Origin of the sequence: Flavobacterium sp. 1355, from assembly GCF_017833415.1 — a bacterium.
Lineage (GTDB): Bacteria > Bacteroidota > Bacteroidia > Flavobacteriales > Flavobacteriaceae > Flavobacterium.
The window spans coordinates 177,975-194,328 of the sequence record NZ_JAFICC010000001.1; the positions used below are offsets into that span (position 1 = coordinate 177,975).

The following is a 16,354-nucleotide window of genomic DNA, read 5'->3' on the forward strand; positions in this document are numbered from 1 at the left end:
GTTTTAGATTTACAAATATTATTATAAGGTACTTTTGACTATAAAGAGTATCTGCCAAAAAATAAATGCTTTTAATAAAATTCTAGTTATGTTTAAAAACGTTAAAACAATTGTTGTTTTAGTTTTATTGAGTTCATTCGGATTGAATGCGCAAAATAAAGTTCCGGTTTATCTCGATGATAAAAAGCCAATTAATGAGCGTGTAGAAGATGCGCTTTCGCGAATGACTACCGACGAAAAAATCGCTATGATTCATGCACAGTCTAAATTTAGTTCACCGGGTGTGCCACGATTAGGAATTCCTGAAAACTGGATGACCGACGGACCACACGGAATTCGTACTGAAGTTTTGTGGGATGAATGGGAACAGGCTGGCTGGACAAATGACTCTTGTATTGCATTTCCGGCACTTACCGCACTTTCTGCAACATGGAACAAGGAATTAGCCTTATTATATGGAAAATCAATAGGAGAAGAAGCACGTTTTCGTAATAAAAATGTATTGTTGGGACCTGGTGTAAACATCTACAGAACACCATTAAATGGCCGTAACTTCGAATATATGGGAGAAGATCCTTTCTTAACCTCAAAAATGGTAGTTCCTTATATCAAAGGAGTACAATCAAACGGAGTTGCTGCCTGTGTAAAACATTTTGCCTTAAACAATCAGGAAACCAATCGTAATGCTGTAAACGTAAATGTCGATGACCGTGCTTTGTACGAAATCTATTTACCAGCTTTTAAAGCTGCAGTACAAGATGGAGATGCGTGGGCAATTATGGGTTCTTATAATAAATACAAAGGACAGCACTGTTGTCATAATGAGTTTTTACTAAATGATATTCTTCGTGGAGAATGGGGTTTTAAAGGAGTGGTAATCTCAGACTGGGGCGGAGTTCATGATACAAAACAAGCAATCCATAACGGTTTGGACATGGAATTTGGTTCCTGGACAAACGGACTTACATGGGGAACAAGTAATGCTTATGACAATTATTATCTGGCAAAACCTTATTCTGAAATGATAAAAAAAGGAGAAGTAGGAACCAAAGAATTAGATGAAAAAGTACGTCGTATTCTGCGCCTGTCATTCTTAACTACAATGAACAAAGAAAGACCTTTCGGATCTTTTGGAACAAAAGAACATGCTGAAGCAGGTTTAAAAATCGCCGAAGAAGGAATTGTATTACTTCAGAACAAAAACAATATTTTGCCAATTGATCTTGGTAAAACCAAAAAAATAGCGGTTATCGGAGAAAATGCAATCAAGATGATGACAGTTGGCGGAGGAAGTTCTTCGCTTAAAGCGAAATATGAAATCACACCTCTTGAAGGGTTAAAGAAAAGAATTGGCAATCAGGCTGAAATTGTATATGCCCGAGGTTATGTAGGTGATCCGACAAGTAATTACAACGGAGTGGTTGCAAAAGTAAGTTTAGAAGAAAAGCGTTCTCAGGAAGAATTAACTGCAGAAGCTTTGAAAATAGCAAAAGATGCAGATGTAGTTCTTTTTATTGGAGGTTTGAACAAAAGCCCAAATCAGGATGATGAAGGACACGACCGTAAAGGATTAGAACTTTCATACGGGCAGGATAAATTAATTTCTGAACTGGCAAAAGTAAATAAAAACATTGTTTATGTAAATATTTCGGGTAATGCGGTTGCAATGCCGTGGGTAAACGAAGTTCCGGGAATTGTTCAGGGTTGGTTTTTGGGTACTGAAGCAGGAAATGCTTTGGCAGCCGTTTTGGTTGGAGATGTAAATCCATCAGGAAAACTAACATTTACTTTTCCTGTAAAATTATCTGATAACGGAGCACATGCTTTGGGAGAATTCCCTGGAGGAGATGAGGTTACTTACAAAGAAAGCATTTTTGTAGGGTATCGTTATGCAGACAAACAAAAAGCAAAACCACTATTTGCCTTTGGACACGGTTTGAGCTACACTACTTTTGAGTACGGAAAAGTAACTGCTGATAAAAAACAAATGGGTGCAGGAGATAAAATTACCTTTTCTGTAAAAGTAAAAAATACAGGAAAAAGAGAAGGTTCTGAGATTGTTCAGCTTTACATCAGTGATCTAAAATCTTCATTGCCACGCCCAATAAAAGAATTAAAAGAGTTTGATAAAGTTTCGCTTAAGGCGGGAGAAGAAAAAACAGTAACTTTTACAATTGACAAGACAGCCCTGAGCTTTTTTGATGACAAAAAACACGACTGGGTAGCAGAACCTGGCGCTTTTGAAGCTTTAATTGGTGCTTCTGCAGTTGACATAAAATCTAAAGTGGGTTTCTCACTTCAATAATTTTCATTAATTTCTAAACTTGGTTGGTTGGTAAAGCTGCAATGGTAAAAGTTGCAGCTTTATTTTTAGATTAAATTAGAAGTGAAATTTGAATGTTAGATATTAGATGTCTGCATCTTAAAACTGGTTCAAAAAAATAAAAATTTATTGTTTAAAATTAAATAGCATGAAAAAAATCGTACTTGGTATTATTACTTTATTTTTAGTACAAAACCTTTCGGCGCAGAGCCTAAACAAAATGCAGTGGTTTAACGAACCTGAAAAATGGGAAATTAAAAACAATGCATTGATTATGAATGTGACAGCAAATAGTGACTACTGGCGTATTTCGCATTACGGATTTACAGTGGATGATGCGCCATTCTATTATGCCAATTATGGCGGAGAATTTGAAGCAAAAGTAAAATTGACAGGGAATTATATTGCCCGTTTTGACCAAATGGGATTAATGATCAGAGTCGATGAAAAAAATTATATTAAAACCGGAGTTGAATTTGTTGACGGAAAATTCAACATTAGTACAGTTGTAACACATGATAAAAGCGATTGGAGTGTAACAACATTAGACAAAGCGCCGCCTTTTGTATGGATCAAAGTAGTACGAAGATTAGATGCAATTGAAGTATTTTTCTCTTACGATGATAAAACCTATATTCTGACCAGAAATGCACCTTTGCAGGACAATGCTCCTGTTATGGTGGGTTTAATGGCTGCTTCACCGGACGGAAAAGGTTTTGAGGCCAAATTTGAAAACTTTTCTGTAAAACATCTGCCAGACCAAAGAAGATTAGAATGGCTTAAAAATCACCAATAGGAGTTATAGGTTAAAAGTTAAGTGTTAAGTGTTATGTGTTAAGTGTTATGAGTTACAGCTAAAGTTATTAGCTTGACTTGATTTTGTTATAAGTAATTTTAAGTAAATTATATTTTTGCTATAAAATAATTTATACGTAAGACTTATTATATAGTCTTGTTTTCACGCACATAACACCTAACGAATAACTTCTAACCCCTAACTCATAACTTTTAACTTTACCAATGAAAAAACATTATGAAATTCTGGACGGCTTGCGTGGAGTAGCGGCAATTTTGGTTGTAGCTTTTCACATTTTTGAAGCCTTTGCAGGTGGAAACCGTTTTGTACAAATAATCAATCATGGTTATCTGGCCGTTGATTTCTTTTTTCTTTTATCCGGATTTGTAGTGGCGTACGCGTATGATGACCGTTGGGTGAAAATGTCACAATGGCAATTTTACAAACGACGTCTCATTCGTTTACAGCCCATGGTAATTATGGGAATGATTATCGGTGCCGCATTATATTATTTTCAGGCTTCGGATATTTTGTTTCCTCAAATTGCAACAATGCCTGTTTGGAAATTGATCCTGGTAATGTTTCTTGGTTTTACCCTGATTCCAATGACACCATCAACAGAAATTAGAGGCTGGGGAGAAATGCATCCTTTAAACGGTCCGGCATGGTCACTATTTTTCGAATATATTGCGAATATACTGTACGCCTTGATTTTCCGTAAATTTTCGAATAAAGTACTCTCTGTTTTTGTACTGATATTTGCCGGACTGTTAATTAATTATACGGTTTTTGGCCCAAAAGGAGATGTAATTGGCGGATGGTCACTAAATCTGGAACAGCTTAATGTTGGTTTTACCCGCTTATTATATCCGTTTTTTGCCGGAATTTTGCTTTCCCGTTTAGGAAAATTAATTCATATAAAAGGCGCTTTTTGGGTTTGTAGCCTATTGATTATTATTGTTTTATGTGTGCCCAGAATTGGCGATGAAAATACTTTATGGATGAATGGTATTTATGAATCCATTTGTATTATTTTATTATTTCCGTTAATTGTTTCAATTGGAGCAGGAGGAGAGATAAAAAATCCATTTTCATTAAAAGTATGTAAACTTCTGGGTGACATTTCATACCCCATTTACATCACACATTATCCATTAATATACTGGTTTACGGCCTGGGTAGTAGATGAGAAAGTATCCTTAGAAAATGGTTACCTGCAAGGAATCGGCGTTTTGATTGCCAGTATTGTTTTGGCCTATTTATGCCTCAAATTATACGACGAACCCGTTCGTAACTGGCTACAGCGCAGATACCAAAAACAGAAGCCAATGTCTGCGTCATAAGTTTCAAAGTTTGTAATTTGTTAGTTACAAAATGTTAAAAGGGATAGAAAATAGAATTTTCATCCCTTTTTTAATTTAAATTTATGGCGTTAAAAATTAGCGATGTCACCATTAGAAGAAATCCAAAAAATGCCTATATATCAAAAGGCAGAACAAATATTCCAGCTTACACAGGGAATGGTTCAGATTGTTCCTCCGGAAAATGAATTTTTGCAGCAAACGGTTGTTAAATTTATGATGGAAAATGCCATGATTATTCCAACAAAAATTGCCGGAGCAGAAGGTGTGGACTTATATGACCTCAGGATGGAAAATGCAGTTATGATCCGTAAAGCAGCCAGAGAATTGTACGTACAAGTCGGAAGCCTCCGTTTTGAAAAAGGCATCCGTGATAAAGATTACATCGAATTGCTTAGAAATACTATCGAAGAATTTCGTTTTTTGTTTATAGAATGGGTCGAAGGATTTGATAAATGGAGTTATATTAAAGACAATTGGGGACTCTTCAATCCGCCTGGCGTGCATGCCCATGATAAAGATCCCGATGAAGATATTCCGTTTAATCCCGATGACTATTTTGAAACGGATGATGAATGAAAAAAAGTTCAGAGGAGCTAAGGATCAAAGGAACAAAGACTAAAAAACAAAAGGTGCAAAGGAACCTTTGTCCCTTTGCACCTTATAACCTTTGAACCTAAAAGAAAAATTACTCTACAATCAATTCTGCTAAAGCTTCTTTAGTAAAACCTTTTAATTGTTCTGTTTTTCCTGTTTTAATTTTAGCCGTCCAGTTTGGATCTGAAAGCAGCGGTCTGCCTACAGCAACCAAATCAAAATCACCTCTGTCAAAGCGTCTTGTTAATTCGTCCAATGAAGCCGGCTCAGAACTTTCTCCTGCAAAGGCTCCAAAGAAATCTCCCGAAAGACCAACAGAACCTACCGTAATAGTTGGCGCTCCGGTAACTTTTTTAGCCCAGCCTGCAAAGTTTAAATCAGAATCTTCAAATTCAGGTTCCCAAAATCTGCGTTGAGAACAGTGCAGGATATCAACACCGGCATCAACAAGAGGAGTAAGCCAGGCTTCCAATTCTTGTGGATTTTTAGCCAGTTTATAATTATAATCAGAAGGCTTAAACTGAGAAAATCTCATGATTACAGCAAAATCATTTCCAACTTGTTTTCTGATTTCTTTTATTACTTCAATAGCAAAACGGTTACGTTCAGGAAGTGTTTTCCCTCCATAAATATCTTCGCGTAAATTTGTTTCAGCTCTAAAGAACTGGTCAATCAAATACCCGTGCGCACCGTGAATTTCGATAGTATCAAAACCCAGTCTTTTGGCGTCGGCAGCAGCTTTTCCAAAAGCAAGTATCGTATCTTCAATATCTTTTTCAGACATAGCAACACCATTTCTAAAATCAGGACGGTTTAATCCCGATGGCCCTTCAAAAGGAACTGGAGGAACCCATCCCGAATGGTGATTATCCATAATTCCCATATGCCAGATCTGAGGTCCCATTTGTCCTCCGGCAGCATGTACTTCTTTTATAACTTTTTCCCATCCCTTTAAGGCCTGATCTCCATAAAAATGTGGGACATTGGCATCATTTGATGATGAAGGTCTGTCAATTACAGTTCCCTCAGATAATATTAAACCAACTTCGCCTTCGGCTCTTTTTTGGTAGTATTCTGCTACTGCATCAGTTGGGTTTCCGTTTGGAGAAAAAGAGCGCGTCATTGGCGCCATTACGATTCGGTTTTTTAGATTTAACGTTTTTAAGTTAAATGGCGAAAACAGGTTGTTTGTACTCATAGTAATTTACAAATTAGATTGAATTAATTTACTGAGTGCTTCAAAGGCACCTTCGTTGCGTTTATAGTAAGTCCATTGCCCAACACGTTTAGCCTCGATAAAGCCGGCGCGCTGTAAAATAGACAGATATTCTGAAACTGTAGATTGTGTAAGACCGGCTTTCGCCTGAATCTGACCCACACAAACTCCATGTATAAACCCTTCAGGATCATGATCCGGAAAGTTTAATTCCGGTTCTTTCAGCCACTCCAGCATTTGCAGTCTGGATTTATTAGATAAAGCTTTAAAGATTTCTATATTTTCCATAGGACAAATATATCGACTTTTCCCGATATACCAATTAATGAAAAAATATTTAGGATAATTTTATGAAAGGAGTACTAAAATTGATGCATGATTTACAAAGAAAATTTATATTTGCTTTTGTATTAATCTTTCACAATTTTGTCATCCTGAGGAACGAAGGATTACACCAGAAAATCTGCAACGTAATTTTCCAATCTTTGTCAAATTACTTGTGTGGTCCTTCGTTCCTCAGGATGACAGTTGCTGTGCAGGATTAAAAAAGCCATAAATAAACCGAATCAAATTATGAAAAAAATCTACTTTACTTTAGTCCTTACATTTTTTAATTTAATGATTACCAACGCACAAGTTGTTGGAACTGAAATAGGGGATATTGCTCCCGAAATTGATCTTCCTGATCCAAAAGGAGAAAAAATTGCCTTATCTTCTTTAAGAGGTTCTTTGGTTCTGGTAGATTTTTGGGCATCATGGTGCGGCCCTTGTATTAAAGAACAACCAACATTATTAAAATTATACAATGCTTATCCTGATAAATTTTCAATCTACAGCGTTTCTATGGATACCAAAAAGCCGCTTTGGCTGGCAGCAATTGCAAAAGCAAAACTTCCGTGGACCAATGTAAGTGATTTAAAATACTGGACTTCTCCTGTAGTTGGAGATTATATGCTGCAATCTGTTCCGCTGAATTTTTTGGTAGATAAAAATGGAATTATTGTAGCCAAAAATGTTCATGGAACTGCATTGGAAGAAATGGTTAAAAGCCAATTGAATTAAAATTCTAATAAATCAAATTCCAAATTCCAATAAATTAGATTCAAATTCCAATAAAAAAATCCAAATTCCAAATTTGACGTTGGAATTTGGAATTTTAAAATTTTGGAATTCCTGAAAATTTAATCCTCAGAATCACTTGGAATTTTTTTAACTCCGCCAAAACCGGTTCTTAGCATTTCCCTTATTTGAAATTGTGTTTTGTTCCTTGTAACAGCCCTCCATTCGTTAAAATCAAAAATATGAATTTGTGTAGCATACGGATTTGTTACGAAGAATAGTCTCGAAATTGAAAATTTGTATGGTTTTATTTCATTTGAAACATGACGATTGGGAACAACAACTAATATTGTTTCCCATTTCAGGAAATCTTTAGGAACATCTTCTCTCTCATTTAAGCCAAGCGACTCAAAAAAAGCAATTATTTTCTGATCATTTAAGGTATCAATCTTCTGATCTATGCTTTTTAGGGTGCTATGAAATGTGTTTACATCTTTTATAACACTCATGGTACGTATGGTTTTATTGATTTATAAGTAAAATTAAGTTAAAAGATTAAGAATTAATAATGAACCGTTGATAGAATGATTCTAAATTTTTAACATATAAAAAACGGATATAATCGATAAAAGATTATAATTTGATTAAATACTATTATCTTAATCGGTTCAAAAACAATATTTTTATAGCCTAACTGTTTTTTGCTAACCACATTTATTATGAAAATTATTTCTCTGCAGGTAATCCTTCTTTACTTTGTTATTTTGTTATCATTTAATGCTTTAGGTCAGAATAAAAGTGAAAGGAATCTTGAATTGATAGATAAAAACTGGAGTTTTGCCTTTGGACATTTATATGATACTGATAAAGATTTTGGGCATGCAACAGGTTATTTCTCTTATTTAGCAAAAACGGGCTTTGGCGACGGACCAGCTGCACCGGGATTTGATGACCGTGCCTGGAGAAAATTAGACCTTCCGCATGACTGGGCAGTTGAGCAGGCATTTAGTGAAAAAGCCAGTTTTAGCCACGGATTCAAAGCAGCCGGAAAAGGATATCCTGATAAAAATATTGGCTGGTACCGAAAAAAAATCAACATACCTAAGACAGATCTTGGCCGTATAATTTCTATACAATTTGATGGCGTTTTTAGAAATTCAAAAGTTTGGTTTAACGGTCATTTTCTCGGAACAGAAGAAAGCGGATATAATGGCTTTGAATATGATGTAACTGCTTACGTCAATTACGGAAGCGAAAACACAATCGTTGTTCGTGCCGATGCCTCAATGGAAGAAGGCTGGTTTTATGAAGGTGCCGGAATTTACCGACATGTGTATTTGAAAAAGACAAATCCTTTGCATGTCGTGCAAAACGGAACTTATGTAACATCAGAAATTCAAAATAATGAGGCTATAGTTTCGGCAGAAGTTACTATTGAAAACAAAGGAAACTGTAAAGGACCAATAGAAATTGTACAAAATATTTTGGATGCTGCAGGGAATCAAATTGCTGCCGTTTCTGAAAAATCAACAGCTCCGGATTTTTATAAAACAGCAAAACATACTGCAAAGTTAACCGTTAAAAACCCTTTATTATGGGATATTGATGCTCCTCACTTGTACCGTCTTGTTACTCAGATCAAACAAAATAATGAGACCATTGACAGTTATGACACTTCTTTCGGAATAAGAACGATTCGGTTTGATCCCGAAAATGGTTTCTTTTTGAATGGAAAAAATATCAAACTGCAGGGAACAAATAACCATCAGGATCATGCCGGAGTAGGTGCTGCAATTCCGGATGAGCTGCAATATTTTAGAATTCAGAAACTCAAAGAAATGGGTTCAAATGCTTATCGCTGTTCTCATAATCCGCCAACACCCGAATTGCTTGAAGCCTGTGATAAACTCGGAATGCTGGTGATTGACGAAACAAGATTAATGGGCGTTAATGATTATCACCTAAACGATTTGAAGAGAATGATCGAACGTGATCGCAACCATCCCAGTATTTTTTGCTGGTCGGTTGGAAATGAGGAATGGAATATTGAGGGAAACAGCACTGGAGAGCGCATTACAAATGTCATGCAGGGTTTTGCAAAAAGTATCGATCCCACAAGACCTGTAACAGTTGGAATCAGCAGCGGTTTTAAAAGTGGTATTTCTTCTGTAGTGGAGATTATGGGATATAATTATCTTGGTAACGGAGATATAGATGCGCATCGAAATGAGTTTAAACAACAACCCGGAATGGGAACGGAGGAAGGTTCTACCTTTGCAACACGTGGTGTTTATTTTTCTGATGATGCCAAACATTATCAAAGTGCTTATGATAAAAAACCCCGCCCTTCTTTTTACAGTATCGAAGAAGGCTGGAAATTTTATGCCAAAAGACCTTATTTGGCAGGAATGTTTATCTGGACAGGATTTGATTATCGCGGAGAACCAACGCCTTATGGATGGCCTTCGGTTACGTCTTATTTTGGAATGATGGATGTTTGCGGTTTCCCTAAAGACAATGTATTTTACCTGAAATCATGGTGGGGAAAAGAACCTGTCTTGCATGTGTTGCCACATTGGAACTGGGCAGGAAAAGAAGGTAAGGAAATTGATGTCTGGGTGTATTCTAATTGTGATGAAGTAGAACTTTTCCTGAACAAAAAAAGTCTTGAAAAAAAGAAAATGGAACATTTGGGCCATTTGGAATGGAAAGTAAATTACACCGCCGGTACTCTGGAAGCTATTGGTTATAAAAACGGAAAAAAAGTACTTTCTGATGTTCAGAAAACTACAGAAATTGAAGAAAATATTAAATTAACAACGCATAAACAAAACCTTCCTAATGCTGATATTGCGGTTGTAACCGTAGAAGTTACAGATAAAAAAGGACTGCATGTGCCGAACGCAAATGACGAAATTAAATTTGATGTAAAAGGCGGAAAACTTATCGGAGTTGGAAATGGGAATCCGACATCTTTAGAAAAAGATAAATTTCTGGATGAAATTTCGCTGGTTGCAATTACTAATTTTCAGGAGCGAAAAGCAACAACTGCAGATGTTTCTAAACAATTATCTGCAAATACAGACGAAGGCTGGAAAGACGCTTTTAAAGACAGGGATTATAAAAACCAGGCGCCTTCTTATGCATATCGAGGCCAGTTTGAATTAAAAAACATTGCAAAAGCAAACATCGTTACGTTCTTTTATAAAAAAATCGGATTAGAATCTGCCATTTTTGTCAATGGGAACATAATTACGCCAAGTGCAGAAGATACTGATAAATATGTACTTAATTCCAATATCCTGAGACAGGGAAAAAACACGATTCATATTGTTGCCAAACCACTTCAAAAAGAAAAAGAATGGGATGTTCTGAATACCGACCCGGGAATTATTCAGGTTGTAACGCCTTCTGAAGCCTGGAAACGTAAACTTTTTAATGGTTATGCGCAAGTAATTGTTCAGGCAGACGGAAGCGGAAATGATATCACAGTTTCGGCTACCGGTAAAAATCTAAAAACCGGATCTGTGACTATTAGTTTAAAAAAATGAGTTTGTTTCAGGTTGCATTGAAATCTGAAACCTGAAACTTGAAACCTGAAACAAAAAAACTGAATTTTTGGAATTTGGAGTTTAAAAAAATGGAATTTTAAATTATATGATGTGTTTGAATTTCATAACTTTGACACATGAACGAATATTCTACTCCTCAGCCAGTTGACTTTAATACTTCGGAGTTAAAACTTAAGGGTTTCAAAGTATATCAAATAGGAACAGATTGCAGCGTAATACCTACTTACAACCGCAGGGATTTCTATAAAATCAGTATTAGTACAGGTCAGAGTCTTATTCAGTATGCCGACAGAGGAATTGAAACCAATGGTACTACCTTATTTTTTGGTAATCCGCATATACCATATGCCTGGGAACTGCTTTCAGAATCTTATAATGGTTTTGCCTGTGTTTTTACAGAAGAATTTTTAAGGGTAAATGATCGTTCAGAAAGTCTTCATGAATGTCCGTTGTTTAAGATTAGCGGGACGCCAATATTTTATTTATCGCCTGAACAAAAGACTTTTATAACCTCTTTATTTCAGAAAATGATCGTAGAGCAGGACACTGATTATGTTTTTAAGGATGATTTGATGCGAAATTATATCAATCTTATTATTCATGAATCCATGAAAATGCAGCCTTCTGAAAATTTCTTTAAACATAAAAATGCTTCTTCGAGAATAACATCATTATTTCTGGAACTTCTGGAAAGACAATTTCCTATAGAAACTAAAGATCAGCCGCTTCTATTAAAAACGCCGCAGGATTATGCACAAAATCTGGCCGTTCACGTCAATCATTTAAATCGTTCGGTAAAAGAAATTACAGGAAAATCAACAACAGCACATATTACCGAAAGAATTATCGGCGAAGCAAAAGCTTTATTGCAGCATACCGACTGGAGCGTTGCCGATATAGGATTTTCTTTGGGATTTGAATATCCCAGTTACTTTAATAATTATTTTAAAAGACTTACAGGAACAGTTCCAAAGTCATTGAGAATGTAAATTGTTTGATATTCTTAATTTTTTGTTTGAATTTCATTATAACTGATCAAATTTACTGCTGTAAATTTGCCATCAGATAATTCATCATATATCCTGTTTTTTGCTGGCTAAATACAACTTCATAAGCACACTCTTTGCTTCATTTAGTTTCAGTAATAAAAAAATAAAGCTTTATAACTAAATTAAAGCAAAACGGTATTACTCAAATAATTAAAATAAAAACAAACTCAATTTAATAACTAATTTTATGTCAGCAAAATACACAACAGTTACTGAAGAAGGTAAAATTCCGAATACGTACATGACTGGAAATGTTTCTTATAAGAAACAAACCAGCGATATTCATCCACAAAATACAGTTATAAAAGATGTTGCTTTTGAGGCGGGTTCAAGAAGCAACTGGCACATCAATTCAAGTTTACAGCTGCTAATCGCAACTGACGGAATTGGCTATTATCAGGAAAGGGGCAAGACAATGCGATTGGTTCATAAAGGTCAGGTACTAACTATTTTGCCAGGTATTGAGCATTGGTATGGCGCAACACCATTCAGCAAATTTTCGCAGATATCAATAATAACAGAAATAGATAAAGGTTCAGGAATCTGGCTAGACAGCGTAACAGACGAAGAATATAATAGTTTTATTTAAAGGTTCTGAGGTTCTGAGATGCTAAGGGACTAAGATTTTTTGGTTAGGTTTGAATAAGGAAACTTAGAACCTTAGCATCTCAGAACCTCAGAACCTAAAAAAAATAAACCCCTAAACATTTCTGTCTAGGGGTTTCCCCAAAAAAAAAATACCAATACCAATTCTATTTTTTGTCTAAGCTTTCTTTAAGCAGTTTTGCATGTTCTAAGTGTGCAGTAAGTCCTGCAACATTGTTAGATGCCCAAAGTTTTAGATCCTGATCTGTAGCTTTTTCAGCTGTTTTCTTAACTTTATCAATTGCTTTTTGGTGGCCATCGACCATCATATCAGCAAATTTCTTGTCAAAATCAACACCTGTTTTTTCATTAAGTTTATTATATTCTTCCTGACCTTCTTCTGTTAATGAAGTTGGTAGTGTATAGTTTTTTGTTTTAGCCAGGGCACTTACTTCAGAAGCCAGTTTAGTATGATCGTCAACCATCATTTTACCAAATTTTTTCACTTCAGGATTTGTACTTTTTGTCTGAGCTAATTTTCCTAACTCAATTTCAGCTAAATTAATAGATGCAATATCTACTATATATTGAGAATCATCTTCTTTAGTATCTATAGAGTCAAATTTTGCTTCATTACTATCTTCAGCAACTTCTTTTGGATCTTCTTGTTTAGTTTCGTTTTTGCAGGAATTTAGGAATATAATAATTAATCCGGCGCCTAAAATAACTTTCCCTGCTAATAGTAATTTTTTCATGATTTTGTTGGTTTAAATGTTATGATGTAAAATTATTTACAACCTCAAAGAAATATTTTACATCATTTTTTGATAATGTTACAGAATTTAAATATGAGGTTTTTTTTAAGCTAAAACGGACTTAATATTTGAAAAGCGCTTTGATATAGAGTTAATTATGAAAATTTTCAATAGTAATTGTATAACGATTTTTTGTAGGGTTTTGGAGAATTTTGAATGTACCATACATTTCTTAATTATAACCTAAAAACTCATCATTATGCCAGATGCAAGAATTAAAAACGAAAAAAAGTACAATGCACTTTTAGAAAAAGGCTATAGTCAGGAAAAATCTGCCCGTATTGCTAACACACCCGATTCTGGTGAAAAAGGCGGAAAAGCAAAACCGTATGAAGAATGGACAAAACAAGAGTTATACCAACAGGCAAGAAAAGTGGGTATTTCCGGCAGATCTTATATGTCTAAAAAAAGTCTTATTAAAGCATTACGTAATAATTAATAATCTTAGAATTAATATGAAGGCTAAACTTGACCAGTGTAAATTAATAGATCAATTGATTAAAACGCCTCAATTAGTTTTAGAAAAACTAGATTTAGTGTATGTAAACGAACAAAAACTTAGTATACAACGCTGCAGAGAAGGGGAGGGATTTGTTTATAAAAAAAACGGAAGATGTATTAAAAACAAAAGCGAAATCAAACGTTTTAATAGTTTAGTACTTCCTCCGGCCTGGGAAAATGTGAGAATTGCAGATTTAACCAATGGTCATCTGCAAGCTGTTGGTACAGATGTCAAAAACAGGAAACAATACCGTTACCATCCTAAGTGGAACATGATTCGTAATCAGACAAAATTTTATAAAATAGCCGAATTCGGAAAGTATCTGCCGGCCATTAGAAAAAAGGTTGATGAGGATCTGGAACAAAAAGAATGGAATAAGAATAAGGTAGTTGCTTTGGTAATCCGTTTAATGGAAGAAACTCACATCAGAATTGGAAATGAGAAATATGCCAAAGACAACAAATCTTACGGACTTTCGACTTTGCGAAAAAGGCACATTAATATTGACCGAAATTCTTTGCGTTTTGAATTCGTAGGAAAAAAGGGAAAGCAGCATACCATTACTACCCGTAATAAACAATTAATAAAATTGGTAAGCCGATGCGAGGAAATACCAGGTTGGGAAGTCTTTAAATATTATGATGAAAATGGCGAACGTAAAGTTTTGGACAGTCATATGGTTAATGAATACCTGCATGAAATTTCGGGAAAACATTTTAGCGCTAAAGATTTCAGGACATGGGCGGCTTCTTTGATATTTTTTGAAACTTTGATGAATATAGGAATCGCACATGATGAGAAAGAAATTAAAAAAAATATTTTGACTGCAATTGATATTACAGCAGATGCATTGGGAAACACACGAAGTGTCTGCAAAAATTATTATGTGCATCCCTTAATTGTAGTAGGGTATGAAGATGGCTCTATTCAGGAATATTTTGACAAGGTGCGTAAAAACAGGAGTAACCGAAAATATTTTTCCCGTACAGAAGTAGTTTTTTCTGAATTGATAGGAAGTTTTCAGCCAAATTTTCAAACGGATTGAGATAATAATTGAGTCTATAGAGTTAATCTCTTTTTATAAATTAAAAGAAATTTGTTACATAGAAGGAGTTCAAATTGGGGAAACTAAACGGCACATATTATCTTTTGGTAAAATGTGTCGTTTTAATTTAAAACAAACTTTAAAAAGCTATGGGAACTATAAGCGGGACTTATCAGGATGTTTATATCAGAAGAAACGACGAGCTGGTTAGTTTAAAAAATGATGTAACAGATTTTTGCGAAAAGTACATCAAACCTGTTCATCCGGAAAACTGGGACTGGTCTGTGAGAGATTTTGAAAACCCTGAAAACGATCCAACAATTGATGAAGCACGAGCTATTGCTGCAGTGGTTTACAGGGACCTGAATGAAAATAAAGATACAGAAGTCGATCTTTCGACTATGAATAATGTAAAAGCAATCAAAGCCTATTTAAATCCGCAGAGCAGACATGAGCGATTCAATATGGAAGAATTTGCCTTTGCCTTAAAGGTTGAGTTAGAACATGGCAGGATAAAAGCGGTGAATGTGACCAACAACCATCCGTTTCTAACCGCCATGATCGCTCTTGCACACATGACCGAGAGCCTAACCTATTATAAAAGACTGGCTGTAATGGAAACTCAGGCCGAGATTTATGAAATCATGCGTAAAATAGAAAATGCTACAGAAGGAAAGGAACAATGGTATATAGAATTGGGAAAAGCCGAAAAAGAATTAAACGAAGCCAGATCTGGTCTTGCAGATCGCCTGGAACGTATGGACGATATTCCGCCATTGGATAAAATAGGAGATTAGTAATCATAAAATAGCCGTTAAATACATTTAACGGCTATTTTATTTATAATTAAAATTTTCTCGGATCATTATCAGAATAATTTTCTCCTGAATCTTCCTCTTCAATTTCATCTTCTTCCAAATCATCTTCCAGATCGTCGTCATCTTCAAGGTCATCATCCTCGTCATCGATATCTTCAAGATCATCTTCAGTTTCCAGAAAGTCGTCATTAATATCTTTTGGATCGTCAAAATCATCATGCAATACATCACCTTCATGGTCAAGATCACCCGGAGCATGAAAATCGTCGTCCAGATCATCAACTTCATCAAAATCATCTTCTTCGTTTGTGAGTTGCTGTTTATCCGGAATTGCTTTATTAGGATCATATCCGTTACTTACGGTGTGTCCATAATCACGAACATCATCAAAATTAGGATCTCCTTTTTTTAATTCACTGTTATTATAAAGGGCTTCATTCATAATAGCATTCTGCTTATTCAAATTAGCTTTTTTGTCAGAAGTTCTATATTGTTCTTTAGTTTCCATGATAGTATGTTTAAAGTTTATTTTACAAAACTACAGCGGGTTTATAGATATTTCTTATACAATTAAACTTGGTAATTCTATAATTTACAGATGTTTATGATATAATTT

Annotated in this window: 16 protein-coding genes; 11 read left to right on the forward strand and 5 right to left on the reverse strand. The window is 35.1% G+C overall.

What is annotated here, in order from left to right; all coding sequences use genetic code 11:
- Window positions 1-88 precede the first annotated feature (88 nt).
- The 4 genes from JOD96_RS00795 to JOD96_RS00810 all read left to right on the forward strand — a co-directional run bounded on the left by JOD96_RS00795 (window position 89) and on the right by JOD96_RS00810 (window position 5,059).
- On the forward strand, window positions 89-2,305 hold the full coding sequence (locus JOD96_RS00795) for a glycoside hydrolase family 3 C-terminal domain-containing protein (protein ID WP_209562362.1): 2,217 nt from the start codon (window positions 89-91) through the stop codon (window positions 2,303-2,305).
- Between the two features lie 166 nt (window positions 2,306-2,471).
- Window positions 2,472-3,119, forward strand: coding sequence for a DUF1349 domain-containing protein (locus JOD96_RS00800; protein ID WP_209562363.1), 648 nt, complete (start codon window positions 2,472-2,474; stop codon window positions 3,117-3,119).
- Window positions 3,120-3,343: 224 nt separating this feature from the next.
- Window positions 3,344-4,462: an acyltransferase family protein gene (locus tag JOD96_RS00805; RefSeq protein WP_209562364.1), complete on the forward strand. Its 1,119-nt coding sequence runs from the start codon at window positions 3,344-3,346 to the stop codon at window positions 4,460-4,462.
- A gap of 102 nt (window positions 4,463-4,564) precedes the next feature.
- Window positions 4,565-5,059, forward strand: coding sequence for a hypothetical protein (locus tag JOD96_RS00810; RefSeq protein ID WP_209562365.1), 495 nt, complete (start codon window positions 4,565-4,567; stop codon window positions 5,057-5,059).
- A gap of 109 nt (window positions 5,060-5,168) precedes the next feature.
- Here JOD96_RS00810 and JOD96_RS00815 read toward each other — a convergent pair whose 3' ends face one another.
- Together JOD96_RS00815 and JOD96_RS00820 are read right to left on the reverse strand one after the other, a co-directional pair.
- Window positions 5,169-6,275: an NADH:flavin oxidoreductase gene (locus tag JOD96_RS00815; RefSeq protein ID WP_209562366.1), complete on the reverse strand. Its 1,107-nt coding sequence runs from the start codon at window positions 6,273-6,275 to the stop codon at window positions 5,169-5,171.
- Window positions 6,276-6,281: 6 nt separating this feature from the next.
- Window positions 6,282-6,581 (reverse strand): ArsR/SmtB family transcription factor, encoded by a 300-nt coding sequence (locus JOD96_RS00820; protein WP_209562367.1) that lies wholly within the window; start codon window positions 6,579-6,581, stop codon window positions 6,282-6,284.
- Window positions 6,582-6,866: 285 nt separating this feature from the next.
- Between JOD96_RS00820 and JOD96_RS00825 the strand changes: the two genes are divergently transcribed.
- Entirely contained in the window at window positions 6,867-7,355 is a 489-nt protein-coding gene (locus JOD96_RS00825; RefSeq protein WP_209562368.1) for a TlpA family protein disulfide reductase, read from the forward strand.
- Between the two features lie 119 nt (window positions 7,356-7,474).
- On the opposite strand, the gene JOD96_RS00830 is transcribed toward JOD96_RS00825, so the two are convergent.
- Window positions 7,475-7,861, reverse strand: a complete 387-nt coding sequence (locus JOD96_RS00830; protein ID WP_209562369.1) for a hypothetical protein — start codon at window positions 7,859-7,861, stop codon at window positions 7,475-7,477.
- A gap of 210 nt (window positions 7,862-8,071) precedes the next feature.
- On the opposite strand from JOD96_RS00830, the gene galA reads away from it, so the two are divergent.
- From galA to JOD96_RS00845, 3 genes are all read left to right on the forward strand, one after another.
- Window positions 8,072-10,903, forward strand: a complete 2,832-nt coding sequence (galA, locus tag JOD96_RS00835) for a beta-galactosidase GalA (protein WP_209562370.1) — start codon at window positions 8,072-8,074, stop codon at window positions 10,901-10,903.
- 137 nt (window positions 10,904-11,040) lie between these two features.
- A complete protein-coding gene (locus tag JOD96_RS00840) occupies window positions 11,041-11,913 on the forward strand; it encodes a helix-turn-helix domain-containing protein (protein WP_209562371.1) in 873 nt (290 codons plus the stop codon).
- A 247-nt stretch (window positions 11,914-12,160) separates the two neighbouring features.
- Entirely contained in the window at window positions 12,161-12,562 is a 402-nt protein-coding gene (locus JOD96_RS00845) for a cupin domain-containing protein (RefSeq protein WP_209562372.1), read from the forward strand.
- 163 nt (window positions 12,563-12,725) lie between these two features.
- Here the strand turns inward: JOD96_RS00845 and JOD96_RS00850 are convergent, their stop codons facing one another.
- The gene (locus tag JOD96_RS00850; RefSeq protein WP_209562373.1) at window positions 12,726-13,313 is read right to left on the reverse strand and encodes a DUF4142 domain-containing protein; all 588 of its coding nucleotides are present in this window, start codon (window positions 13,311-13,313) and stop codon (window positions 12,726-12,728) included.
- A 259-nt stretch (window positions 13,314-13,572) separates the two neighbouring features.
- Here JOD96_RS00850 and JOD96_RS00855 point away from each other — a divergent pair, with 259 nt between their 5' ends.
- The 3 genes from JOD96_RS00855 (at window position 13,573) to JOD96_RS00865 (ending at window position 15,717) form a co-directional block, all read left to right on the forward strand.
- On the forward strand, window positions 13,573-13,812 hold the full coding sequence (locus tag JOD96_RS00855; RefSeq protein ID WP_209562374.1) for a Rho termination factor: 240 nt from the start codon (window positions 13,573-13,575) through the stop codon (window positions 13,810-13,812).
- 16 nt (window positions 13,813-13,828) lie between these two features.
- The gene (locus JOD96_RS00860; RefSeq protein ID WP_209562375.1) at window positions 13,829-14,920 is read left to right on the forward strand and encodes a DNA topoisomerase IB; all 1,092 of its coding nucleotides are present in this window, start codon (window positions 13,829-13,831) and stop codon (window positions 14,918-14,920) included.
- A 149-nt stretch (window positions 14,921-15,069) separates the two neighbouring features.
- Entirely contained in the window at window positions 15,070-15,717 is a 648-nt protein-coding gene (locus tag JOD96_RS00865; RefSeq protein WP_209562376.1) for a DUF5661 family protein, read from the forward strand.
- A gap of 49 nt (window positions 15,718-15,766) precedes the next feature.
- Here the strand turns inward: JOD96_RS00865 and JOD96_RS00870 are convergent, their stop codons facing one another.
- A complete protein-coding gene (locus JOD96_RS00870) occupies window positions 15,767-16,246 on the reverse strand; it encodes a hypothetical protein (RefSeq protein ID WP_209562377.1) in 480 nt (159 codons plus the stop codon).
- Window positions 16,247-16,354: the final 108 nt, after the last annotated feature.

Bases quoted from the DNA above. Each gene is read 5' to 3' on its own strand.
- JOD96_RS00795 (WP_209562362.1), top strand. From the start codon at position 89: ATGTTTAAAAACGTTAAAACAATTGTTGTTTTAGTTTTATTGAGTTCA.
- JOD96_RS00800 (WP_209562363.1), top strand. From the start codon at position 2,472: ATGAAAAAAATCGTACTTGGTATTATTACTTTATTTTTAGTACAAAAC.
- JOD96_RS00805 (WP_209562364.1), top strand. From the start codon at position 3,344: ATGAAAAAACATTATGAAATTCTGGACGGCTTGCGTGGAGTAGCGGCA.
- JOD96_RS00810 (WP_209562365.1), top strand. From the start codon at position 4,565: ATGTCACCATTAGAAGAAATCCAAAAAATGCCTATATATCAAAAGGCA.
- JOD96_RS00815 (WP_209562366.1), bottom strand. From the start codon at position 6,275: ATGAGTACAAACAACCTGTTTTCGCCATTTAACTTAAAAACGTTAAAT.
- JOD96_RS00820 (WP_209562367.1), bottom strand. From the start codon at position 6,581: ATGGAAAATATAGAAATCTTTAAAGCTTTATCTAATAAATCCAGACTG.
- JOD96_RS00825 (WP_209562368.1), top strand. From the start codon at position 6,867: ATGAAAAAAATCTACTTTACTTTAGTCCTTACATTTTTTAATTTAATG.
- JOD96_RS00830 (WP_209562369.1), bottom strand. From the start codon at position 7,861: ATGAGTGTTATAAAAGATGTAAACACATTTCATAGCACCCTAAAAAGC.
- galA (WP_209562370.1), top strand. From the start codon at position 8,072: ATGAAAATTATTTCTCTGCAGGTAATCCTTCTTTACTTTGTTATTTTG.
- JOD96_RS00840 (WP_209562371.1), top strand. From the start codon at position 11,041: ATGAACGAATATTCTACTCCTCAGCCAGTTGACTTTAATACTTCGGAG.
- JOD96_RS00845 (WP_209562372.1), top strand. From the start codon at position 12,161: ATGTCAGCAAAATACACAACAGTTACTGAAGAAGGTAAAATTCCGAAT.
- JOD96_RS00850 (WP_209562373.1), bottom strand. From the start codon at position 13,313: ATGAAAAAATTACTATTAGCAGGGAAAGTTATTTTAGGCGCCGGATTA.
- JOD96_RS00855 (WP_209562374.1), top strand. From the start codon at position 13,573: ATGCCAGATGCAAGAATTAAAAACGAAAAAAAGTACAATGCACTTTTA.
- JOD96_RS00860 (WP_209562375.1), top strand. From the start codon at position 13,829: ATGAAGGCTAAACTTGACCAGTGTAAATTAATAGATCAATTGATTAAA.
- JOD96_RS00865 (WP_209562376.1), top strand. From the start codon at position 15,070: ATGGGAACTATAAGCGGGACTTATCAGGATGTTTATATCAGAAGAAAC.
- JOD96_RS00870 (WP_209562377.1), bottom strand. From the start codon at position 16,246: ATGGAAACTAAAGAACAATATAGAACTTCTGACAAAAAAGCTAATTTG.